This is a genomic window from Pseudomonas serbiensis (assembly GCF_030580745.1).
Taxonomy (GTDB): Bacteria; Pseudomonadota; Gammaproteobacteria; order Pseudomonadales; family Pseudomonadaceae; genus Aquipseudomonas; species Aquipseudomonas serbiensis.
The window spans coordinates 1-22,672 of the sequence record NZ_JAUQOO010000039.1; the positions used below are offsets into that span (position 1 = coordinate 1).

Annotated in this window: 20 protein-coding genes; 12 read left to right on the forward strand and 8 right to left on the reverse strand. The window is 58.4% G+C overall.

Features of this window, described 5'->3' with window-relative positions:
- Positions 1–50 precede the first annotated feature (50 nt).
- Positions 51–1,028 (reverse strand): FecR domain-containing protein, encoded by a 978-nt coding sequence (locus Q6A51_RS26780; protein ID WP_304576126.1) that lies wholly within the window; start codon positions 1,026–1,028, stop codon positions 51–53.
- Entirely contained in the window at positions 1,025–1,528 is a 504-nt protein-coding gene (locus tag Q6A51_RS26785) for a sigma-70 family RNA polymerase sigma factor (protein ID WP_304576127.1), read from the reverse strand. Before Q6A51_RS26785 ends, Q6A51_RS26780 begins: the two co-directional genes overlap by 4 nt.
- Before the next feature lie 200 nt (positions 1,529–1,728).
- Here Q6A51_RS26785 and Q6A51_RS26790 point away from each other — a divergent pair, with 200 nt between their 5' ends.
- The 6 genes from Q6A51_RS26790 to Q6A51_RS26815 are packed head-to-tail and all read left to right on the forward strand — an operon-like array spanning position 1,729 to position 8,020.
- Complete coding sequence (locus Q6A51_RS26790) at positions 1,729–2,067, forward strand: DUF3649 domain-containing protein (protein ID WP_304576128.1); 339 nt, start codon at positions 1,729–1,731, stop codon at positions 2,065–2,067.
- A gap of 20 nt (positions 2,068–2,087) precedes the next feature.
- Complete coding sequence (locus tag Q6A51_RS26795) at positions 2,088–3,644, forward strand: PepSY-associated TM helix domain-containing protein (RefSeq protein WP_304576140.1); 1,557 nt, start codon at positions 2,088–2,090, stop codon at positions 3,642–3,644.
- Complete coding sequence (locus tag Q6A51_RS26800) at positions 3,645–3,977, forward strand: DUF3325 domain-containing protein (protein WP_201007305.1); 333 nt, start codon at positions 3,645–3,647, stop codon at positions 3,975–3,977. It abuts the gene before it with no gap.
- A gap of 12 nt (positions 3,978–3,989) precedes the next feature.
- Positions 3,990–4,589, forward strand: coding sequence for an RNA polymerase sigma factor (locus Q6A51_RS26805; protein WP_201020006.1), 600 nt, complete (start codon positions 3,990–3,992; stop codon positions 4,587–4,589).
- Positions 4,586–5,578, forward strand: coding sequence for a FecR family protein (locus Q6A51_RS26810; RefSeq protein ID WP_304576129.1), 993 nt, complete (start codon positions 4,586–4,588; stop codon positions 5,576–5,578). Before Q6A51_RS26805 ends, Q6A51_RS26810 begins: the two co-directional genes overlap by 4 nt.
- Before the next feature lie 60 nt (positions 5,579–5,638).
- Entirely contained in the window at positions 5,639–8,020 is a 2,382-nt protein-coding gene (locus Q6A51_RS26815; protein ID WP_304576130.1) for a TonB-dependent siderophore receptor, read from the forward strand.
- A gap of 175 nt (positions 8,021–8,195) precedes the next feature.
- On the opposite strand, the gene Q6A51_RS26820 is transcribed toward Q6A51_RS26815, so the two are convergent.
- Positions 8,196–9,071, reverse strand: a complete 876-nt coding sequence (locus Q6A51_RS26820) for a helix-turn-helix domain-containing protein (RefSeq protein WP_304576131.1) — start codon at positions 9,069–9,071, stop codon at positions 8,196–8,198.
- A gap of 134 nt (positions 9,072–9,205) precedes the next feature.
- Here Q6A51_RS26820 and Q6A51_RS26825 point away from each other — a divergent pair, with 134 nt between their 5' ends.
- Entirely contained in the window at positions 9,206–10,126 is a 921-nt protein-coding gene (locus Q6A51_RS26825; RefSeq protein ID WP_304576132.1) for a DMT family transporter, read from the forward strand.
- Between the two features lie 43 nt (positions 10,127–10,169).
- On the opposite strand, the gene Q6A51_RS26830 is transcribed toward Q6A51_RS26825, so the two are convergent.
- The gene (locus tag Q6A51_RS26830; RefSeq protein WP_304576133.1) at positions 10,170–11,144 is read right to left on the reverse strand and encodes a 2-hydroxyacid dehydrogenase; all 975 of its coding nucleotides are present in this window, start codon (positions 11,142–11,144) and stop codon (positions 10,170–10,172) included.
- An 87-nt stretch (positions 11,145–11,231) separates the two neighbouring features.
- Positions 11,232–12,179: a LysR family transcriptional regulator gene (locus tag Q6A51_RS26835; RefSeq protein ID WP_201007318.1), complete on the reverse strand. Its 948-nt coding sequence runs from the start codon at positions 12,177–12,179 to the stop codon at positions 11,232–11,234.
- Between the two features lie 175 nt (positions 12,180–12,354).
- Here Q6A51_RS26835 and Q6A51_RS26840 point away from each other — a divergent pair, with 175 nt between their 5' ends.
- The 5 genes from Q6A51_RS26840 to Q6A51_RS26860 all read left to right on the forward strand — a co-directional run bounded on the left by Q6A51_RS26840 (position 12,355) and on the right by Q6A51_RS26860 (position 18,307).
- Positions 12,355–13,797: an efflux transporter outer membrane subunit gene (locus Q6A51_RS26840; RefSeq protein ID WP_038399753.1), complete on the forward strand. Its 1,443-nt coding sequence runs from the start codon at positions 12,355–12,357 to the stop codon at positions 13,795–13,797.
- 100 nt (positions 13,798–13,897) lie between these two features.
- Positions 13,898–16,060, forward strand: a complete 2,163-nt coding sequence (locus Q6A51_RS26845; protein ID WP_304576134.1) for an FUSC family protein — start codon at positions 13,898–13,900, stop codon at positions 16,058–16,060.
- A complete protein-coding gene (locus Q6A51_RS26850; RefSeq protein WP_025258695.1) occupies positions 16,050–16,250 on the forward strand; it encodes a DUF1656 domain-containing protein in 201 nt (66 codons plus the stop codon). The genes Q6A51_RS26845 and Q6A51_RS26850 overlap by 11 nt, the downstream gene beginning before the upstream one ends.
- A gap of 22 nt (positions 16,251–16,272) precedes the next feature.
- A complete protein-coding gene (locus tag Q6A51_RS26855) occupies positions 16,273–17,130 on the forward strand; it encodes an efflux RND transporter periplasmic adaptor subunit (protein WP_304576135.1) in 858 nt (285 codons plus the stop codon).
- A 184-nt stretch (positions 17,131–17,314) separates the two neighbouring features.
- Positions 17,315–18,307, forward strand: coding sequence for a formylglycine-generating enzyme family protein (locus Q6A51_RS26860; protein ID WP_304576136.1), 993 nt, complete (start codon positions 17,315–17,317; stop codon positions 18,305–18,307).
- A 35-nt stretch (positions 18,308–18,342) separates the two neighbouring features.
- On the opposite strand, the gene Q6A51_RS26865 is transcribed toward Q6A51_RS26860, so the two are convergent.
- From Q6A51_RS26865 to tssI, 3 genes are all read right to left on the reverse strand, one after another.
- Entirely contained in the window at positions 18,343–20,856 is a 2,514-nt protein-coding gene (locus Q6A51_RS26865) for a LysM peptidoglycan-binding domain-containing protein (protein ID WP_304576137.1), read from the reverse strand.
- A 19-nt stretch (positions 20,857–20,875) separates the two neighbouring features.
- The gene (locus Q6A51_RS26870; protein WP_304576138.1) at positions 20,876–21,709 is read right to left on the reverse strand and encodes a DUF4123 domain-containing protein; all 834 of its coding nucleotides are present in this window, start codon (positions 21,707–21,709) and stop codon (positions 20,876–20,878) included.
- On the reverse strand, positions 21,706–22,672 hold a 967-nt coding region (gene tssI / locus Q6A51_RS26875), incomplete at its 5' end, for a type VI secretion system tip protein TssI/VgrG (protein WP_304576139.1). The genes tssI and Q6A51_RS26870, both read right to left, overlap by 4 nt.

Consider the following 22,672-nt stretch of genomic DNA (forward strand, 5'->3'; position numbering starts at 1 on the left):
AATTCGCTCCTACGGATTTCGTAGGAGCGAATTCATTCGCGAAAAAAGGCTCACACTTTGGCCTGAACACTCACCCAATACCGGGTAAACCGCTGCACCCGAACGGGCAGGGCGACTTCCAGCATGTCGAGAATACGTTCGCTGTCCGCCAGTGGGTAACTGCCGGAAATCAGCAGATTGGCGACCTTTGCATCGCAGTTGAGTCGCCCGCGACGGTAGCGGCCCAGCTCTGCCAGAAAGTCCGCCAGCTTCATGTGCGAGGCGACCAGCATGCCTTCGGCCCACGCGCCTGTGCTGGCGTCTGTCGGGCGTACGGGGTCCCAGGCGTCGTGGCTGAAGGTCACTTGTTGTTTGGCCTGCAAGCGTAACGCCGGGCCGACATGACCGCTGGGGCTGACTTCGAGTGAGCCGGCCAGCACCGCCAGTTGCGTGCGGCCGTCCAGTTGCCGCAGGTTGAAACGGCTGGCAGTGGTCGAGGCATGCACGATGCCTTCGGCCGTCAGCAGGTTCAGTGGGCGCGAATCGGCTGCCGCTGTCATCAGAATCTCGCCTTGCAGCAGCTTGATGAGCCGTTGTTGGCTATCGAAGCGTACATCCAGGGCGCTGGCGGTATTGAGTTGTACCTGTGTGCCGTCGCTCAGGGTTTCTTTACGTTGTTCGCCCACGCCACTGTGCAGGTCGGCCAGCAAAGGTTGCAGCGTGATCTGGTCGCGTAATCCCCAGCCTGCCGCCGAACCGGCTCCCAGCAGGAGCAAGAGTTTCAGTGCGTGGCGGCGACTGCTGGAGGACGGCGCATTGAGCGCCGCATGAGCCAGAGGAGAGGACAACCCGCTCAAACGCTGGTTGACCCGCTGGATATGCGCCCAGGCGCGCTGGTGTTCGCTATTGCCGTTGAGCCACTGCTGCCAGGCTTGCTGGCGACGGGAGTCCAGGCCGCCTTCCTGCATTTCGATCATCCAGCCCACGGCCTGCTTGGCTACAGCGGGGGAAATGTCTGACTTGTTGAGGGATTCTGCATTCAGGTTCATAGGGCGAAGTAACAGCGCAGCGCAGCCTTGTTCAGATGACGCTTGACCGTCGCGATGGAGATCCCCAGTTGTGAGGCGATTTCGCCATGGCTCAGGCCATCGACCTGAGAGAGCAGGAAGGCGCGCTTGACCGGCACCGGCAGGCCGTCCAGCAATTGATCCAGCTCCACCAGGGTTTCAAGAATGATTGCCCGGTCTTCCTCGGAAGGCGCCACGCACTCCGGCAGATCGGCCAGCGCCTGGTAATAGGCGCGCTCCAGATCCTGACGCCTGTAGTGATTGCACAGCACCCGCTTGGCGATGGTGGTCAGAAAGGCGCGAGGCTCGATGATCTGCGCTGTATCGCGGGCCAGTATCACCTTCACGAAAGTGTCCTGAGCCAGATCCGCCGCGCTATGCGGGCAGCCGAGTTTGCGCCGTAGCCAGGTCGTGAGCCAGGAGTGGTGGTCCTGGTACAAACCTTCGACGGTATGACTGAGAGCGGGCTGGGCGGTGTGCATCGCGTAGAAAAATCCACGGGGACTCATTGATGGCGCAGATTCTGGCAGACTCTTTTGCATATGAGAATATTTATCATTAATATTGCGCTTTATTCTCGTGCCCAAGTACGAATTATCTGCTCGGTGGTCCGGTGACAGGGGATTTGTCATGCAGGCCCATGCTTTTTCATTGCCTTTCAAGATCGGGTAAAGGTTCTCGGATGCACGGCACAGCCCTCAACAGCTCAGCGGTCAATAAGCGCCCAGCGAAAAGCACCGGGGTGTCGGTTTCCTATCGGCTGGCCGTCACCTCACGTGCGCTGGCGGCGATTTTTGCGGGGTATCTGCTGGCATCGGTCACCAGCATCTGCATCGCTCAATGGCTGCCCATTCCTCGTGCCGAAGCGGTTGTCACCGGCATGATGCTTTCGTTCCTGGTGTATCTGGTGGCCGTGCTCTGGTGCTTTGCCTGCCGCACGGCCTTGCAGGCGTGGGTTGGCGTGTTATTGCCCTGTGCAATTCTGGGTGCCGCCTATGCCTGTGACCGGTGGCTGCTATGAAGGACGGTTTCCGTCAGGCCATGGCCTGGCTGCATACCTGGGTCGGGTTGCTGTTTGGCTGGCTGCTGTTCGCGATTTTCCTGACCGGGACGCTTTCCTACTTCAAGGACGAGATCACCCAATGGATGCAGCCGGAAATTGCAGCCCGTCCTGTGGATGCCGAGGCCAATATCCGTCTGGCGCAAAGCTACCTGCAACAACACGCGGCGGGTGCCACACGCTGGTTCATCAATATGCCGGACGAGCGCTCGCCGGGCCTGATGGTGGGTTGGTTGCCTGAAGGCAAACCCGGTCAGCGCAACAACTTTGTGCGCAAGGTGCTGGACACCCAGACCGGGGCCGAGGTGCAGGCGCGGGAGACTCGCGGCGGCGACTTCTTCTACCGCTTCCATTACCAGTTGCAGATGCCGCATCCATGGGGGCGCTGGCTGGCGACCATTGCGGCGATGGTGATGTTCGTGACGCTGGTGACCGGCATCATCGTTCACAAGAAGGTCTTCAAGGAGTTCTTCACCTTCCGGCCGCGCAAGGGCCAGCGTTCCTGGCTGGACGGCCATAACGCACTTGGCGTGCTGGTGCTGCCGTTTCATCTGATGATTACCTACAGCAGTCTGGTGATCTTCATGTCGATGGTCATGCCTGCCAGCATTCTCACCAGCTACGGCAATGTGCAGGCCTTTTACAGTGAAGTGTTCCCCGGCTCGAACATGCCCAAGCCTGAAGGCCAGCCTGCTCAATTGCTGCCGCTCGCTCCGCTTCTGGCCTCGGCAAGCGAGCGATGGAATGGCGATCAGGTGGGGAGGGTGGTGGTCAACAATCCCGGTGACATCAATGCATCGGTGCTGCTGACCCGTGACGACAAAGGCAGCATCACGCCTGATCGCGGCGGCGCGTTGACTTTCAATGGCGTGAGCGGCGCCTTGCAGAACGAAACCCCTTCGCGTCCGGTGCCGATGCTGATTTCCAGCGGCATGTACGGCCTGCATGTCGGGCACTTTGCCGGGCCAACCCTGCGCTGGCTGTATTTCATCTTCGGCGTGGCCGGGACCGCAATGATCGGCACCGGGCTGGTGATGTGGCTGGGCAAGCGCCGTCTCAAGCATGCCAAGACCGGCGTGCTGCCCTTCGAGTTGCGTCTGGTCGAGGTGCTGAACATCGCCAGCATGTCGGGCCTGATGCTCGCGGTGGCGGCTTTCTTCTGGGCCAACCGGGTTCTGCCGGCAGGGTTTGCCGGGCGTGCAGGCTGGGAAGTGAATGTGTTTTTCATCGTCTGGGGGCTGTCGGTTCTGCATGCGGTATTGCGCAGCGGTCAGAGTGCCTGGCGTGAGCAGTTGGGATTGGGTGCGCTGTTGTTCGTCGGCTTGCCGGTGCTCGACCTGCTGACCGGCGCTCATTACCTGATTGCCGCGCTGCAACAGGGAAGCTGGGTGTTGCCAGCCTTCAATCTGACGGCTCTGAGCACCGGGTTGTTCCTCGGGTGGGCGGCGTTGAAGTTCAGGGCTGATCGTGCCGATAAGCCTGTGCGCAAGAATGCTCGCGCTCCTGCCATCCCGGTCAGCCGCCAGGAGGCCAACTGAATGTTGCTGGCCGCGTTGTTCTGCTACATCGGTTTTACGGCCTTGTGCCTGTCCATGCCACGACATTACGGCGAGTTGCTGAGTGGCCTGCTGACCGAGCGTCGCAGCCGGGCGCTCAAGCTGGCGGGCTGGCTTTTTCTGGCCGTCTCTTCGGTCGTTGCGGTCAATGATGCCGGTTGGGGGGTAGGCTTGGCGCAGTGGTTTGCGGTATTGATGATCAGCGCGGTGCTGCTGGTTTTTCTGATGCCTTTCAAACCTCACTGGATAGTGAAACTGGCCTGTTTCGGGCTGGTGCTTTGCCCGTTTGCTGTCTTTGATCTGTTGCCGGTTTAAGTCATCGTGATAATGCCCCCTGAGCCTGACCTGCCCGACATCGGGCCTGACGCCGACCCTTTGGGGGCCAGTGGTGGTCGTGCGCATTTTCTGCGGGTGTTTCTGTCCCAGCGTCCGCAAATGGAAGCGCTGGTCAGCCGCCGCGTAGGTTGTCGGGCCACGGCTGCGGATCTGGTGCAGGACCTGTTCGTGCGTTTCTGGCGTCGGCCTCTGGTGCAGGTCGAAGAACTGAGCACTTATCTGCTGCGCTGTGCGGGCAATATCGCCATCGACCATCTGCGCAGCGAAGGCGTGCGCAGCCGTATCAGCGAAAGCCTTGAGGCCGGGTACGACGACGTCAGCAACGACCCGCGTGCCGCGCTTGAGGCGAACAAAGATTTGCGCCACGTCGAGGCTGCCTTGCGCGGGCTGCCTGAGCGGACCCGACAGATTTTCCTGCTCAACCGCATTCACGGTCGCAAGTACGCCGAGATCGCCAAGGCCATGGGGCTTTCCCAAAGTGCCGTGGAAAAACATATGATGCGCGCCTTGCAAGCCTGCAAGGCGAGCCTGGAACAGGGCGCCACAACAGCAGGTTCCATCCGAACGAAGCCCGGAGACGCTCGTCGATGAATGCGTCCCCTGTTGTGTCTGCAACTGCGGCTCAGGATGAAGCCGCGCTGGCCTGGCTGAGCGTGCTGCACGATCAGCCAGACTATGCCGATCAACTGGCCTTCAGCGAATGGCTGCAAGCCGACCCGGCGCATGTCGAAGCCTATGGCAGGGCCCAGGTGTTGTGGGAGTTGAGCGAAGTCCCCGCTGCCCGGCTCGCCCGCGAAGATGCTGCCGCGCTGGACGTCTTGCTGCGCGCCATGGACGCACCGCCGCCACGTCGCAACCTGCAACGCTGGTCGGTGGGTCTGGCGATGGCCGCCTGCCTGGTGCTGATGATTTCCATGGGCGCTGGCTGGCAGCCGCAACGCTGGGCCGACGATTTCGGCGCCGATCATGTCTCGGCTCCCGGCCAGATCCGCACCCTGACGCTGGCTGATGAGTCCCAGGTCACGCTGGATGCCGACAGTGCCATTGCCGTGAACTTCAGCCATGGCGAACGTCATGTGCAGCTACGGCGCGGCGCGGCCTTCTTCAAGGTGACCCACACCGGCGAACCTTTCGTGGTCGATACCCATACCGGCGAAACCCGCGTGCTGGGCACCCAGTTCGAGGTGCGTCTGGAACCCGAAGGCGCGCAGGTGACGGTGTTGTCCGGTCGTGTCGGGGTCAAGGCGGCAAAGGGTGTGGAGCAACGGATTCTGGAAGCGGGTCAGCAAGTGACCTATGACGAAAAGACCACTTCGGCTCCGAAAAACATCGACAGTGAAAGCCAGTTGGCCTGGCGACAAGGCTGGCTGAATTACTACCGCACGCCTCTGGCCGATGTCATCAATGACCTGAGCCGTTATTACCCTGGCCGCATTGTGGTGCTTAACGACCAACTGGCCGCCAAACGCATCAGCGGTACTTTCCCCAGCAAGGACCCGCAGGCCGTATTGGCCGCATTGCAATCGGTGGTGGGGTTCGAGACTTACAGCATGTTGGGTCGGGTCATTGTTCTGCGCTGACGGGGTGGCAAACAGGAAATCCTCCACGGACCGGATTTCAAGGCGGCGAGGCGCAAGGCAATGAGCGGTTGGCTGGGCAGAGCGATATTCGTGGCGGCGGGGATCTGTTTTCAGGGCGCTGTCTGTGCCGCGCAACAGACCTTCGACTTCTCGATTCCGGCCAAGCCCTTGCCCCAGGCCTTGAGTGAATTCAGCCGCGTCACCGGCCTGAGCGTGATCTACACACAGGACACGCCTTACCGCATCGATGCTCCGGCGCTTCACGGGCCATTCAGCGCCGAGCAGGCATTGAGCACCTTGCTGAGAGGTTCCGGACTGGCTTATCGCCGCGCCAGCGATCAGACGTTTACCCTGGAAACACAACTGCCCGAAGCGGGCGCTCTCAATCTGGCGGCGACCCATATCGACTCCCGGCTGACGGAGCGCGGCAACTATCAGCCGCCTGCCAGCAGCTCGGTATTGCGCTCATCGGCCTCTTTGCTGGAGACACCGCAGAGCGTCAGCATCGTCCCGCAACAGGTGCTGCGCGATCAAGTGCCGCGCAATCTTGATGACGCCTTGGGCTATATCAGTGGTGTCACCCAGGGCAACACGCTGGGCAGCACTCAGGACACTCTGATGAAGCGCGGCTTTGGCGATAACCGCGATGGCTCGATCATGCGCGACAGCATGCCAGTGGTGCAGGGCCGCAACCTGAACGCCACAGCCGAGCGGGTTGAAGTCCTCAAGGGACCGGCAAGCCTGCTCTACGGGATTCAGGACCCTGGCGGGATCATCAACGTGGTCAGCAAGCGGCCGCAATTGCAGGCCGGCAATAGCCTGACGGTCCGCGGCTCCAGCTATGGCGCAGGCAAGAATGGCAGCGGCGTGACGCTGGACAGCACAGGCCCCGTGGGGGATTCGGCGCTGGCCTGGCGGATGATTGTCGATCATCAGGACGAAGATTACTGGCGCAACTTCGGTGTTCATCGCGAATCGCTGGTCGCGCCGTCACTGGCCTGGTACGGCGAAGACACCCAATGGGTGGCTGCTTATGAGCACCGGGAATTTCTCTATCCCTTCGATCGCGGCACTGCTATCGACCCGGTGACCAACCATCCTCTGGATATCCCTGCCACACGTCGGCTGGATGAGCCTTTCAACAACATGGAAGGGCGCTCGGACCTTTATCGGTTCGAGGTGGATCATGATTTCAATGAGCGCTGGAAAGGTCATCTGGGTTATAGCTACAACCGCGAAACCTACGATGCCAGCCAGGTGCGTGTCACGGCAGTCAACGCCACCAATGGAACCCTGACTCGCTCCATGGATGGCACCCGGGGGGCGCTGGCCACTGATCGCTATACCCTTGTGACCCTTGCGGGCGATGTACAGTGGGCGGGCCTGCGACATGAACTGCTCATGGGGCTGGACGATGAGTATCGCAAGGTCTATCGCTCCGACCTGATCCGCCAGAGAAGCCTGACCACGTTCAGTTACCTGAACCCGGTTTATGGTCAGGAAGTCGAGGGCACGACGGTCAGCGAAACGGACAGCGCACAGAGCGACATACTGCGCAGTCATTCGCTGTTCCTTCAGGACTCGATCTACCTGAACGAGCAGTGGATTCTGTTGGGCGGTGCGCGCTTCATGACCTTCGATCAGGTGGCGGGCCGAGGCCGACCTTTCACGGTCAATACCGACACCAATGGCAGTCAGTGGATACCGCGTGCCGGTCTGGTCTATCGCTACACCGATCAACTGTCGTTTTATGGCAGCTACAGTGAGTCTTTCAAACCCAACTCCAGCATTGCACCGCTGACGGGCGGTTATGTGGTGGATTCCGGGACCTTGCCCGAGCGTGCCAAATCCTGGGAGCTGGGCGCCAAGTGGGATGTGCCAGGTGCCTTCAGCGCAACCGTGGCGTTCTACGACATCAAGAAGCGCAATGTACTGGTGGCCAACTACGATGCCGTGACTGCCAATACGGTCTACAGCTCGGCGGGTGAAGTCCGCTCGCGAGGCATGGAACTGGACCTCAGCGGCCAGTTGAGCGAGCGCTGGAGCCTGATTGCAGGGTATGCCTTCACCGATGCCCAAGTGCTTGAAGACCCTTTGCTCAAAGGCAAGCAATTGCAGAATGTCGCCCGCCACAGCGGTTCTCTGTCGGCGGTCTATGACATGGGCAGCCTGATGGGCGGCGACAACCTGCGGCTGGGTGCCGGTGCGCATTATGTGGGGGAGCGTGCGGGCAATCCGCTCAACGACTTCAACTTGCCGGCCTACACCGTCGCCGATGCCTTCGCGACCTATGACACACGGCTGGACGGGCAGAAAGTCAGGTTCCAGCTCAATGTCAAAAACCTCTTCGACCGCACGTATTACACCTCAAGCGTTAACCGCTACTTCGTCTCGGTAGGGGATTCGCGGCAGGTGCAGATATCTACGACGCTGGAGTTTTAACACCTGCGGTAATGCCGATCAGCTAAGGCATACATATCACCCGTGGAGGGACCTTGGCCGCGACGACTTGCTTACAGGCAATGCATTTTCAGCGTCTGAAACCAAGCTGTCGCGGCCAAGGCCCCTCCCACGGATTGTGAGTCAATCCATCAGATTTTTGAGATCAGCCTCATTCCTACGCGGTAAAGGCCTGTCGATATTCCCCGGGCGTTGCCCCGATGGCCTGGCGAAAACGATTGCTGAAATGACTGGCGCTGGCAAAGCCGCAGGCCAGGGCGACATCGCCCAGTGGTTGGGCTGTGTGGCGCAGCAAGTGGCGGGCATGTGACAAGCGGCGGGCCAGCAGGTATTGGTGCGGCGGCAGGCCGAAGCTTTCGCGGAACATGCGGGCGAAATGGTACTCGGACAACGCACAGAGCCCGGCCAGTTGCCCGAGGCTCAACGGGTCGGCCAGATGTATCTCGATGAAATCCACCAACTGACGACGCAAGTGCGGGGCCAGCCCGCCTTTGAGGCGCAACCCGTCACGCAAACCCACTTGATTGAGCAGGGCATGGCTAAGCATTTCATGGGCCAGGCTGCTGGTGAGCAAACGCTCGGCAGGTTCGGCCCAGTTCATCCTGATCAACGTCTGAAAACGCCCGGCCTGTTCGGCATCCTCGACAAAGGTGCTCTCCTGCAACTGCATCTCACGGGGCTCGCGGTCCAGCAGGGTGACGCAACCCAGTGCGAACTGCTCCGGGCTGACATACAAATGCGCCAGACGGATCTCGCCATTGATGACCCAGGCGGATTCATGACCTGCCGGCAGCGTGCAGAGTTTGCCGGGCGCGCCTTTTTCGCCGGGTCGATCACGACGAAAAGTGCCCGTGCCATCGGCGATATAGCACGACAGCGTGTGATGGGTTGGCGCGTGATATTCCTGTGAGTCGTGCCGGTTCTGCCACAGCGCAGCCGTCAATCCATCGCCCAGCACCGCGCTCTGCTCCAGGCGGGCATGTGGCGAGCTGTTCAAGGCCTGAAAGACCTGAATGGATTCAATGGGCGGCATAACGACTCCTCTAGGCCTTGCATCCTACTCGTGCGCGATACGGCTGCCATCACCTGCACGATCAAATGCGCAAGATTGTGCAAGCGACGCCGATGGTCCGCCCGCAGACTCAAGGCTCATTGAGGAGCTGCGTCATGAATATCTCGCTGTATCTGTTGACCGTCCTGATCTGGGGGACGACCTGGATTGCCCTGAAACTGCAACTGGGCGAGGTCGCCATTGCGGTGTCCATCTTCTACCGCTTCAGCCTGGCGGCCTTGATCCTGTTTGCGATGCTATTGCTCAGCGGGCGTCTGCAACCGGTCAATCGCCGCGGACAGTTGATCTGTCTGGCGCAAGGCTTGTGCCTGTTCTGCATCAACTTCATGTGCTTCTACACGGCCAGCCAATGGATCCCCAGCGGTTTGATCGCCGTGGTGTTCTCGACCGCGACCTTATGGAATGCACTCAATGCACGGGTTTTCTTCAAGCAGAAAGTGGCACGCAATGTTCTGGCTGGCGGCGCAATGGGTTTGACCGGGCTGGCGTGCCTGTTCTGGCCTGAACTGGCCGACCACAGTGCCAGCCGCGAGACCTTTATCGGGCTCGGGCTGGCGCTATTGGGAACCTTGTGTTTCTCGGCGGGCAACATGCTGTCGAGCCTGCAACAGAAGGCCGGGTTGCGGCCCTTGACCACCAATGCCTGGGGTATGTTCTACGGTGCGACGATACTGGGTGTGTATTGCCTGTTCAGCGGTGCGCCGTTCGTTTTTGAATGGAATACCCGCTATATCGGTTCGCTGCTGTATCTGGTTATACCCGGCTCGGTCATCGGTTTCACGGCCTACCTGACACTGGTCGGACGCATGGGGCCTGAGCGTGCGGCTTACTGCACCGTGCTGTTTCCGGTGGTGGCGCTGAATATTTCGGCGTGGGTCGAAGGCTACCAATGGACAGTGCCCGCACTCTTCGGGCTGGCATTGGTGATGCTGGGGAATGTGCTGGTGTTCAGGAAGCCGAAAGAGCTTTCGCAAAAAGAGTCATTGGTATACCCAAACGCTCCGCTTCGCGACTGAAGTCGCTCCTACGGTAGGAGCGAATTCATTCGCGAAAAGGGTATTAACCCTTCCAGACCTGCGGATTGACCAGGTCCTGTGGCCGCTCACCCAGCAGCGCGCTGCGCAGGTTATGGTAGGCACGATCTGCCATGGCCTGACGGGTTTCGTGAGTCGCCGAGCCGATATGCGGCAAGGTCACTGCATTGCTCAGGCTGAACAGTGGCGACTCACTCAGCGGTTCTTTCTCGTACACATCCAGACCGGCACCGCGAATGGTGCCGTCCTGCAAGGCTTCGATCAGCGCCGGCTCGTCGACAATCGGGCCGCGCGCAATGTTGATCAGGATTGCGCCGGGCTTCATCAGCGCCAGTTCACGGCGGCCGATCAGGTGGCGGGTCTTCTCGCTCAGCGGCACCACAAGGCAGACGAAATCCGACTCGGCCAGCAATTGATCCAGTGTGCGGAATTGAGCGCCCAGCTCTTGCTCGACTTCAGTCTTGCGGCTGTTGCCGCTGTACAGAATCGGCATGTTGAAACCCAGGCGACCACGACGGGCAATGGCGGCGCCGATATTGCCCATGCCGACGATACCCAGCGTCTTGCCATGTACATCGGTGCCGAAATGAGGCGCTTCGATGCTGCGCTTCCAGTTACCGGCCTTGGTCCAGGCATCCAGCTCCGCGACACGACGGGCACTGCTCATGATCAACGAAAAGCCCAGGTCGGCGGTGCTTTCAGTCAGCACGTCCGGGGTATTGGTCAGCAGGATGCCGCGCTCGCTCAGGTAACCGACATCGTAGTTGTCGTAGCCCACCGAAATACTCGATACCACTTCCAGTTTCGTGGCCCCTTCAAGCTGCTCGCGCCCCAGTTTGCGGCCTGCCCCGATCATGCCGTGGGACTCGGGCAGCGCTTCGTTGAACTGGGCATTGAGGTCGCCCAGTTTCGGGTCTGGCACGATCACGTTGAAATCTTGCGACAGGCGTTCGGCCATTTCAGGGGAGACACGGCTAAAGGCGAGTACGGTTTTTTTCATTGGGGCAGTCACTCTTGAGCGGTTGAATGAGTAGCACGCTAACATTCTTGTCGGCCCTTGGGCAGCCGGTTTTGCACACGCAAACTCTCAAGCCAGCGATTTCATCGAATGAATATGCAGATCTGCTTCGTCGGCGGCGAGGATTTCAGGCAGCGAACCACGCAGGTATTCGACCCAGGTCTTGATCTTCGCATCCAGATACTGGCGCGACGGGTAGATGGCGTAGAGGTTCAGCTCCTGGGAGCGATAGTCGGGCAGGACCCGCATCAAGGTGCCGTTACGCAACCCGTCGATGGCCGAGTAGATCGGCAGTATGCCGATGCCCATGCCGCTGGAAATAGCGGTCTGCATGGCATCGGCAGAGTTGACCAGCAGGGGCGAGCTGTTGATGGTGACCATTTCCTGGCCTTGTGGGCCGTCGAACACCCATTTTTCCAGCGGGAACACCGGGCTGACCAGGCGCAGGCAAGCGTGGTTCAGCAGGTCGGCTGGCGTGTAGGCCATGCCGAAGTTCTTGATGTAGGCCGGCGAGGCGCAAACGATGCTGTAAGTGATGCCCAGGCGTTGCGACACAAAACCTGAGTCCGGCAGTTCGCTGGCCAGAACGATGGACACGTCGTAGCCGTCTTCAAGCAGGTCCGGCACGCGGTTGGTCATGGTCAGGTCAAAGGACACATCCGGGTGGCTCTGCCGATAGCGGGCGATGGCATCGATCACATAATGCTGGCCGACACCGGGCATCGAATGCATCTTGAGCTGGCCGGTCGGTCGGGCGTGGGCATCGCTGGCTTCGGCTTCCGCCTCTTCGACAGAGGCCAGAATCTGTTCGCATCGCAGCAAATAACGCTTGCCGGCTTCGGTCAGGGCAATACGGCGGGTCGTGCGGTTGAGCAGGCGTGTCTGCAAATGCGCTTCGAGGTTCGAGACGGCCCGAGAGACGTTGGCGGTGGTGGTGTCCAGTTGTGCTGCGGCTGCGGTAAAGCTGCCCGCTTGCGCCACACAACAGAAGGCGCGCATGTTTTGCAGAGTGTCCATGTGCAATTCTCTGAAGGCATGTCAAATTGTGACATGAAGTTACTGGCACATGGCAAGGGATTATCACCGTTTCTGTAATAAAGAATCACATATTCGCCAGCTTATCGCCGTGCAGGCCGCCCCCTAGAATCGCGCCACTCAATAGCGCTTCATTTCCAGTCGGGAACTCGCAGCTGTGCCGCGTCGCATCATTTGGGGCTTCAGGCTCCTCAGTGTCTGGGTTGTATCGTTAACTATCAGCGGCTGTATCGGAACCGACGGAATCACCTCACAAGGCAGGGCATTGCCCCTCGACAGCCTGGCCACCGATCAGGCTATCCAGAGCGCTGCCATGGACGCCAACTGGCCTGACGCTCAGTGGTGGCGTGCCTATGGCGACCCCCAGTTGAACCGCTGGATAGCGCTGGCAACTCAGGGCAGTCCGAGCCTGGCGATGGCTGCCGCGCGCGTGCGTCAGGCAAAGGCGCTGGCCGGGATTGCCGAATCCGCCGAAGGTCTGCATGTCGACAGCAGTGCCAATCTGGCTCGTCATGACTGGCCGACCGATCAATTCTATGGGCCTGGCGAACTGGCCAATACTCGCACCTGGGACAACAATGCATCGCTGGGTTTGAGTTACGCCCTCGATCTTTGGGGCCGCGAAAGCAACGCCAGCGAACAAGCGCTTGACTTGGCGCACATGAGTGCGGCCGAGCAACGTCAGGCCCAACTTGAATTGCAGGAAAATATCGTCCGCGCCTATATCCAGCTGGCTCTGCACTACGCCCGGCTGGATATCGTCGAAGCCACGCTGGCCCAGCAGAAGCAGATTCTCGATCTGGCCCAGCGTCGTTTGAAAGGCGGCATCGGTACGCATTTCGAGGTCAGCCAGGCCGAAACACCTCTGCCGGAAACCCATCGGCAAATCGACGAGCTGGAAGAAGCCATTGCGCTGGAGCGTAATCAACTGGCCGTTCTGGCGGGCAAGGGGCCGGGTGAGGGCGCTGGGCTGCTACGCCCGAGCCTGTCGCTGCACACCGCACTCAAACTGCCTTCGGCATTGCCTGCGCAACTGCTGGGCCAGCGCCCGGATGTGGTTGCCAGCCGCTGGCGTGTCGAGGCGCAGGCGCGTGGAGTCGATGTGGCGCATGCGGGTTTCTATCCCAACGTCGATCTTGTCGGCAGCCTTGGCTATATGGCCACGGGCGGCGGGATGCTGGAGTTTCTGACCGGCAGCAAGCTCAGCTATAAAGCCGGCCCGGCAATCAGCCTGCCGATCTTCGACGGTGGACGCCTGCGAGCGGAGCTGGGCCAGGCCGTGGCGGGTTATGACCTGGCCGTGGCCCATTACAACCAGACACTGGTGATGGCCCTCAAAAGCATTTCCGATCAGTTGATCCGCCGTGCCTCCATGGACAAGCAGCAGGTGTTCGCCGCCGAGTCCGTCGCGGCAGCCCAGAAGACCTATGACATTGCCTTGATCGCCTATCAGCGCGGCCTGACCGACTACCTGAACGTGCTCAATGCCCAGACGCTGTTGTTTCGTCAGCAACAGATTCAGCAGCAGATCGAAGCCGCTCGCCTGAGTGTGTACGCCGGGCTGGTGGTGGCGCTGGGCGGCGGGCTTCCTGATGAATAAAACCTCACCTCGTGGGAGCGGATCGGGCGGCGCTCCGCTTATCTGCGAAGACAGTATTCCAGACGCTACATCTTCAGCAGGCTTACCGGGGCCTTCGCGAATGAATTCGCTCCTACGGCTTCTGGTGCGAGAGCTCAATAGTTGGGCGCGTAGCGACGGGGTCACCTGGATCTATATCTTCAAGGTGTTGATTGCCGCGTTCCTCACTTACTGGCTGGCGTTGCGCCTGGAGTTGCCTCAACCGCGCACGGCCATGATCACTGTGTTCATCGTCATGCAGCCACAGAGCGGGCATGTGTTTGCCAAGAGCTTCTACCGTCTGCTCGGCACGTTGGCGGGTTCGGCCATGATGGTGCTGCTGATGGCCTTGTTCGCACAGAACTCGGTGCCGTTTCTGGGGTGCCTGGCGCTGTGGGTCGGGATCTGTTCGGCAGGCGCAGCGCGTTATCGCAACTTTCGGGCTTACGGTTTTGTGCTGGCTGGCTACACGGCAGCGATGGTCGGCCTGCCCGCACTGGCTCACCCGGAGGGCTCGTTCATGGCAGCGGTCTGGCGGGTGATGGAAATCGCTTTGGGTATTGTCTGCTCCACTGCCGTGACGGCGGCGATCCTGCCGCAGAGTTCCGCCGCTGCAATGCGCAACGCGCTGTATCAGCGCTTCGGTGTGTTTGCCCGTTTTGTTGTGGATGGCTTGCGTGGCGTCAGCGAGAGGGATGCCTTTGAAACCGGCAACGTGCGCTTTGTCGCCGAAGCCATCGGCCTGGAAGGGATGCGCAGCGTAACGGTGTTTGAAGACCCGCACATGCGCCGCCGCAACGGGCGGCTCAATCGCCTTAACAGCGAGTTCATGGCCATCACCACGCGCTTCAATGCCCTGCATCAATTGCTGGCGCGGCTGCGAGCCAGTCAGGTGAATTCGGTCATGAACCGGGTCGATCCGGGCCTCAATGCCTTGGCCCAATTACTCGATGCTTTTGCCGACCGGTCCCTGACCATTGGCGATGCGGCAGTGTTGGTGCAACGTCTGGAAGTCTTCAAAACCGAACTGCCCGACCTGGTTCGCAGCATGCGTGCCGAGCTTGAGCAAAGCGGGCCGGATGAAGCCGAGTTGCTGGATTTTCACACGGCTTTCGAGTTGCTGTATCGCCTCGTCAACGACCTGCATGACTACGCCCAGACCCATGCTTCACTGGCTGATCACAACCATGTGCGCGAACAGTGGGAAGAGTCGTTTGTGCCGCGCACCAGTTGGATGACTGCCTTGGCAGCCGGTGTACGTGCGAGCACAGTCGTAGCGTTGTTGAGTGCGTACTGGGTGCTGACGGCCTGGCCCAGCGGCGCGATCATGACCCTGGCGTCGGCTGCGACCGTTGCCTTGTCATCCACCACCAACAACCCGCGGCGCATGTCGTTCCAGATGGCATGCGGCACCTTGCTGGGCGCGATTCTGGGCTTTACCGAAACCTTCTTCATATTCCCGCACATCGACGGCTTTCCATTGCTGTGCATGTTTCTGGCACCGGTATTGGTGGTCGGCACCTTCCTGGCCTCGCGTCCTCAGTGGGCCGGTTATGGGCTGGGTTTGCTGATCTTTTTCAGCATTGGCTCGGTACCGGACAACCTCACGCTCTACAACCCCTACACCTTCATCAACGATTACATCGCCATGGTCGTCGGCATGTTGTTCTGCGCCGCAGCAGGCGCAATCATCCTGCCGCCCAACAGCCGCTGGATGTGGGAGCGCCTCAAGGACGCCCTGCGTCGGCAAGTGATATTCGCCATCAGCGCACCATTGCCGAGGCTGGGCTCCAGCTTTGAAAGCCAGACCCGCGACCTGATGCATCAGGCTTATGGTCTGGCGGTCGGCAGGCCTGAAGTGCAGCGTGAACTGCTGCACTGGATGTTTACGGTGCTGGAAATCGGCCACGCGATTATCGAGCTGCGCCGGGAGCAAGCAGTCCTGCCGATCCATCCCAGCTACGCCGAGTACCAGTCCTGGCGCATTGCGATCCGGGTCATGGGCCGGTCGCTGATCCGCCTGTTCATCCAGCCCGATGCCAGCAATCTGGAGCGCTGTCTGGTGGCGGTCGATCACGCCATCAGTCGTGTGCAACTGACCGACGAACCCTTTGCCTCGCACTTCGACACCTCAGTGCTGCGCCGGGTCAAAAGCTACCTGCATTTCATCCGTACCTCGCTGCTGGACCCGCAATCACCACTGGCCGTGCATGGCCGCCCACAAGGAGTCGTCCATGCCTCGTGAAATCGCGTTCCACGGCCTGTACATGCCGACCATCACCCTGATGTTCCTGATTGCGCTGGTACTGGCCTGGGCGCTGGACCGACTGCTGGCCGGGTTCGATCTGTACCGACATTTCTGGCACCCGGCGCTGCTGCGCCTGAGCCTGTTCACCTGCATTTTCGGCGCGCTGGCGCTGCCCTTTTATCGTTGATGCCCGGTTCGAGAACCTCTGGATGAAAAAGCTCTTCAGTCTGATCGCCACCTTGCTGGTCCTGGCCCTTGCCATCTTCATCGGCCGGACCTTGTGGGTGCACTACATGGAAACACCCTGGACCCGCGATGGCCGGGTGCGAGCCGATATCATCAACGTCGCGGCGGAAGTGGCCGGCACCGTGATCGATGTGCCGGTACGTGATAACCAGCAGGTGAAAAAGGGCGACCTGCTGATGCAGATCGACCCCGAGCATTACCGGATTGCAGTCAAGGAAGCAGAGGCTTTGCTGGCCTCGCGCAAGGCCACCTGGGAGATGCGCAAACTCAACGCCAAACGCCGCGCCGACATGGACAACCTGGTGGTCTCCACCGAGAACCGCGACGACGCCAGCAACATCGCCACCTCGGCCCTTGCCGATTACCAACTGGCCCAGGCTCGTCTGGAAGCGGCCGAACTCAACCTGTCACGCACCCGCGTGCTGGCGTCGGTTGATGGTTACGTCACCAACCTCAACGTCCATCGCGGCGACTATGCCCGTGCAGGCGAAGCGAAGATGGCTGTGGTCGACATGAATTCGTTCTGGGTCTACGGCTTCTTCGAGGAAACCAAACTGCCCCACGTCCACGTGGGTGACCCGGCCGAGATGCAATTGATGAGCGGCGAAGTGCTCAAGGGCCATGTCGAAAGCATCGCCCGCGGCATCTACGACCGCGACAACCCCCAAAGCCGCGAACTCATCGCCGACGTCAACCCGACCTTCAACTGGGTCCGCCTCGCCCAGCGCGTTCCGGTGCGGATTCACCTGGATCAGGTGCCTGAAGGGTTGCTGCTGGCGGCTGGGATGACGTGTACGGTGATTGTGGCACCCGAAAAGTAGTAGCGAATTTATTCGCGAACAGGCGCGTGAAAGTGATGTCGGCCATGACGTGTGGCCCCCAAAGCGTTGTTTGTTACTCAGTGTGTAGGTGAAAACTCTAGCTGGCGGTTGGTGGCAGCGCTTTGTCAAACAGGCGAGGAATGATAGTGTTCAGTAGTTAACGAGCCTAATAAGGATATCCTCAGTGCTACGTCCTTTTTTAATTGCCATGCCCGCCATGCTGATGATGGTTGGATGCAACGCCGAATCTGGTCCATTGCCGAAGAGCCAAAGTCTCACGCCAGAGAAAGTCGCTGCCATCGCTGCCAAGATTAATACCCAATATCCGGATCTTTCCAACGAGTTACGCGGCAATGTACTCAGCACTGTGGTGAAGTCGATTGACAATATGGTATTTGTCGAGGGCGGCCAGTTTGATATGGGGGACTTTGGATGGATCTGCGAATATGACGAAAAGAATGTGTGCGAGTGGCCTTGTGGAGTTGCGCCGGAGCGGATGTGTAATATCAGCCCGAGTGGTGATGATGATTTTGTTCATCCTGTTAAATTGAGTAGTTACTATCTGTCGCGCTTTCAAACGACACTGGGGGATTTTGATTTGTTTTTTATAGCAAATCGGAAACCACTGTACGATCAGGAAGATCGAAAGCGAGAGGATCTCAAGCGTTTTTATAAACCCAATCTGCCAGCGCCTACTAAAAGTTGGCAGGAAGCCAAGGATTACTGTCAATGGTTAGGCAAGCTAAGTGGCTATGCGGTTGACTTGCCCACAGAGGCTCAGTGGGAGTATGCCGCTCGTAGCCGGGGGCAGCATTTATTATTTCCAACAGATAGCGGCAGCCTTGATTACGGGAAAAATTTCCCTGAACCGGATGAAGAGGATAATTTTCCTGTAGATCGCTTTGCTCCTAATTCATTGGGGATTGCTGGGCTTTCAGGTAATTCGACCGACTGGGTCAATGACTGGTATGGCGCGGATTACTATAAAAACTCTCCTCTTAATGATCCCCAAGGCCCACCATCAGGCTCTCAAAGGATTAAAAGGGGCTCCGATATTTCAGAGGGACCTTTAATTGCTGCTCCAATTGTTCGACGCTGGGCTTCGAGTCCTGTTCAGGAATATCACTATAGCTCTACGAGTTTTCGATGTGCTATCCAGTCAGGTGAGCGACTCTGACTAATGGGCAGTAAAGGCGCCCAAGGCGCCTTCACTTAAGCAATACCATCAAATAAATTGCTTTGTCTTGCAGCTATCAGTGTTCTTTCTTTTCTCCAAGGTAGGCCTGGGGTCCAAGCAATCATTCCGATTTGCCTGGTCGAAGAGTTAATGTTGATTGCTGCTAAGGTTCCAATGAATTTATTGAACTGCTGCTGTTCCGCACCGTCTAGCAAAGCATTCAGGCGATCCAGGCTTTCCATGGCATTGACCGTACTACCATCTTTGGAACAGTGTTCCAATACTTCAATGAAATGCCGCCAAGTGGTTAAGTGAGATAGCAATAGCACGACGGCTTTTTCCTGATCTTCTGCCCAGCTCTCCACGAAACTTTCAGTCAAAACATATAGCATGGGGCCAATCGTTTCCGGCGGCAAAATGTTAAGAGGAATTTTCTTTCCATTAACATTGATCGCCTGATTAGCCAGCAAGTAATTTGCCAGTGTTTGTGCTTCTTGTTTGGTCGCTTCTCGGCGCGACCACCATCTGCTCATCTGAAGGCGGCCGTCCGAAAAGGCTTTCTTTGCTGCTGTCGCTGGATGAGTTGCGATCTGAAACAATCCCCTGGCCATGTAATCAAAGGCTTCTTTGGTGATGGATAGCTGATAGTGGAAGTCAGCTTTTGACAGTGCATTACAAAAGACATAGGCCAGTTCACCAATCTTTTCTATATCAACAGTCGTACCAAATCCACCACCAGCACCAGGGCCAAAAACCAGACTCGCTTTACAGTTGATAGCCAGGCGGTTTTCCCGAATATCAATCCCGAAATCAAAGCTGGCTCCAACACCCAAGGCAACGTTACCCTCTGCTTTAATCTCGACCAAGCTAGCCCAGTCCGTACTGCCACTGTCATTAGCCTGGCCAGCGGTAATTTTACCAACCCCTTGTTTGGTCGGATCAAGCCACTTCAACGTTCCGGTTACGGTGCCGCCACCTTGCAGGCCAGCAAAGGCGTTGCCTTTCAAACCCAGGCTACCACCGCGTTTTCTATCTACATCCAAGCTTGGCGGACTGAGTAACGCAGTAGCACCTGAGTTTTCAACTTCCACAGGTTTGTATTGGGCCTTAACTCCAGCTTGTCCCTGTGCGGTGGCCCCAAGGAAGCAGGAAAGCTCAACCTTGCCGTCAAGGCGGAATATACCAATTTCGCTGACCACCTCCTTGCCTTGTGCATTGCGGTACGGCATGCGCACGACATAACCGCCTTGGTCAGGAAAGAAGCTTTTCAGCGCTACGGAGCCTTCAGCCAGAGAGATCGCGGCGCTGCCTTTTACGCCTATCTCGACGTTGCCTTTGCCTGGTTCCCAACTATTGATTCCAGCGCTAGCGCTGGCTGCGAAGCGGAAAGCATGGGCTTCTGCGGACACGGCATACTTGGCAGAGTCTGCTTCGTTGGATGTCCACGAGCATTCCTTATGAAGTGCGTTTAGAAGGTTATCGTCTTTGCTTGTCCAGCTAGCGAACTTGGCTTCCAGGCTTCCTAATGGGCTGGTTTTTCGGCTGTCATCGACGGCGGTACGGATATCTTTGATCAGCTCTTTGATCAGATTCTTGTCAAGCGGCTTGCCTTGGATAACGTTGGTATTGACCTTCACTTTCCAGTCGAGCTGTTGCCGGTAAACCATCGGAATATAATGTCGACGACTAGGATCGCTAAGGGAGATAACTTCGATGACGGTAACCCCTGTTCTTACTTGGCGACCTGTTTGGCTTTCTGTGCCGCGACCTCTGCCATGTTTGAGATCAGGTGCTGCGCCATTGGCACTTGTGGAGCTTTCGCCTGCCTCGGGTTTGCTGACTGCGGCAATTCGGGTACGAAGCGACTTAATCTGAGCATTGAGTTCGGCTACTTTCTTTGCTTGCAGGTCTCTCCAGTTACTCTCTAGATAGCTGCCCTCAAGCGCGGCTTTTGGCGCATAACGCTGATACCAGTCACGCGCCTGTTGTACCGTTGCCAGTTGTCCCTGCAAATCTTCCTGGCGGTCGATGGTGGCTTTGGGTTTTTCCGCTGGCGGCTCGGATCGTTGTAAAAGACCAGCCTCTTCAGCCTTCGAGTTCCAGGCGTCTTTGACACAGTTGCTGCAAGAGCAGCTGGCTTTAGGGTCTTTGATTTTTGCGCACTTGCTGGCTTCAGTAGCTTTCGCCAGATTTTGATGTAACTCGTCCATGAGTTTTTTAACGATATCAGTCTGCTGCTTCAGAGCTTTGGACTCTTGTTCCGTCAGGATGTAAAAGTGTTGTTCGCCGGTGATATGCACCACATCAACCAGTTCGTCTTTGCACTGAGCTGCGCCTTTGACATTGGTAGTGCTCTGGTTGTCTGCGTGTTTAGGCGGTGGAAGGGGTTTGGTTGCGGCATTGGGCAACTTTATCACCCAACCGGGCTTGATGAAGTCAGGGTTGGTGATATTAGGGTTTAGTGCCTGCAAATCCGACACCGAGCATTTGTTGGCGGCAGCTATGTGGCTGAGGGTATCGCCGCTCTTAACGGTATAGGTGTTACTCATTGCTCATCGTCCTTATGTTTCACAGGCTTTCCAGTTGAGCCAATTTGTCTCCAAGAGCTACGTCGCTTCGAGCCAGCACTTCGGCATCCGGAGAGCGCTTCCAGAAACTGTCGCCGCGACCGATTGCCAAGCGTAGCCAACGCTCCTGATCGGCAATCTGCTCGTAGCCTATTTCTTTACCGGCCAGCAACTGGCGGTAAACGAACGCTACTGGATCTTCTGCTGGTAAGGCATCGCGGTAGTCCTCGGCAAAGCGTGTAGCAATGACCTTCAAACGACCCTGCTCAATCAACACTTGCCGTTCAGAGCTCAAATACAACCATGCTGTAGGTTGCACTGTTGTTGTGAGGCTCTGGGGGGGATTTGCGTAATACCGCCAGCCGATTTCGTTGCGCCAAGCCAGGGCGGTAAACGGACCGATGAACTGCGCCTGTTCGGCCTCGCTGAAACTGAGCAGCAGTGGCTCCAGCCAGCGCGGATCGTAAAAACGCATCATTTGTTGCGGTTCATCGTCCGTTCTTACGGTAAGCAGACTACGCCAATGTTCAATACCCTGATCAAGTGATGCTGAACTGCTCAACCAGGCAACGCACCCGGCATCTTCCTGTTCAAGCAGGGCGGCAGCAAACTCCTGTGACATGCTCTTTGCAGGACACAAGACGATGTAAGGACCGTTTGGTTGGAGGTCGGCATATGGTGTGTTGATGAATAGCGGAATGCAGTTAGGGCTCGCTTGGTTCTCACCCTGAAATAAGTGGTTCAGGAGATCCGCGTCAAAGCTGCTATCTAGAATCAGGCACATTAGGCCGGATGAAGCTGATTGTTTGAATGGGGAAGGTATGGCGTCGATCATGTTGTCGCACCCGCTTGGTGGATGGGGCAATGGCCGGATGCGTCAAGGTGGCACGATGGGGTTGGTAGCAATGCTCCGGCTTTTGACTGCGCCTTAAAGGAGGCGAGTGAAGGTTTCACGACTTGCCCAGCCTTATCCGCATCCGCCTGCTTCAAAGGCCCCGGCAACAACGGCGCTGCACCCGTCCCGCTGCCCGGGCTACCACCAGCATTGACGTTGATCACCGGCCCGCTCATTGTCACGCCGCTGGCGTCGATCTTGATGAAGCTGCCACCGGCTTTCAGGGTCAGTTCGCTGCCGGCTTCGAGCACGAGTTTCATGCCGCTGCTGACGTGGATTTCCTGGCCTGCATTGATGAACTGGCCGGTGCCTATCTTGATGTGCTGATTAACGGCTACCGTTAAATGGTCATTCGCCTTCGTCTCAACCTTCCGGTCTGCATAGACCGTGTGATGCTCCTCAGCCTTGAACTCGCTGTAGCTGTTCTGCTCGACGGTGTCATGGCGCTCGTTGCCGACACGGATCTTCTGGTCGTTCTCGATATTCTCGTCCCAGTCGCGCTGGGCGTGGAGGTAGATCTGTTCCTGGCCTTTCTTGTCTTCGATGCGCAGTTCGTTGTAGCCGCCACCGCCCGGTGAGCTGAGGGTCTTGAAGGTGCTGCGGGTCTTGTTCGCAGGCAGCTCGTAGGGGACGACGTTTTCCTTGTGGAACAGGCAGCCTGTGATCAGCGGTTGGTCGGGGTCGCCTTCCAGGAAGGTGACGAGCACTTCCATGCCGATGCGCGGGATGGCGATGCCGCCGTACTGGGCGCCGGCCCAGGCGGAGGAGACGCGCAGCCAGCAACTGGTCTTGTCGTCGGCCTGGCCTTCGCGGTCCCAATGGAACTGGACTTTGACGCGGCCGTATTGGTCGCAGTGGATCTCTTCACCTTTCGGCCCGGTGACCACGGCGCTCTGGCTGCCG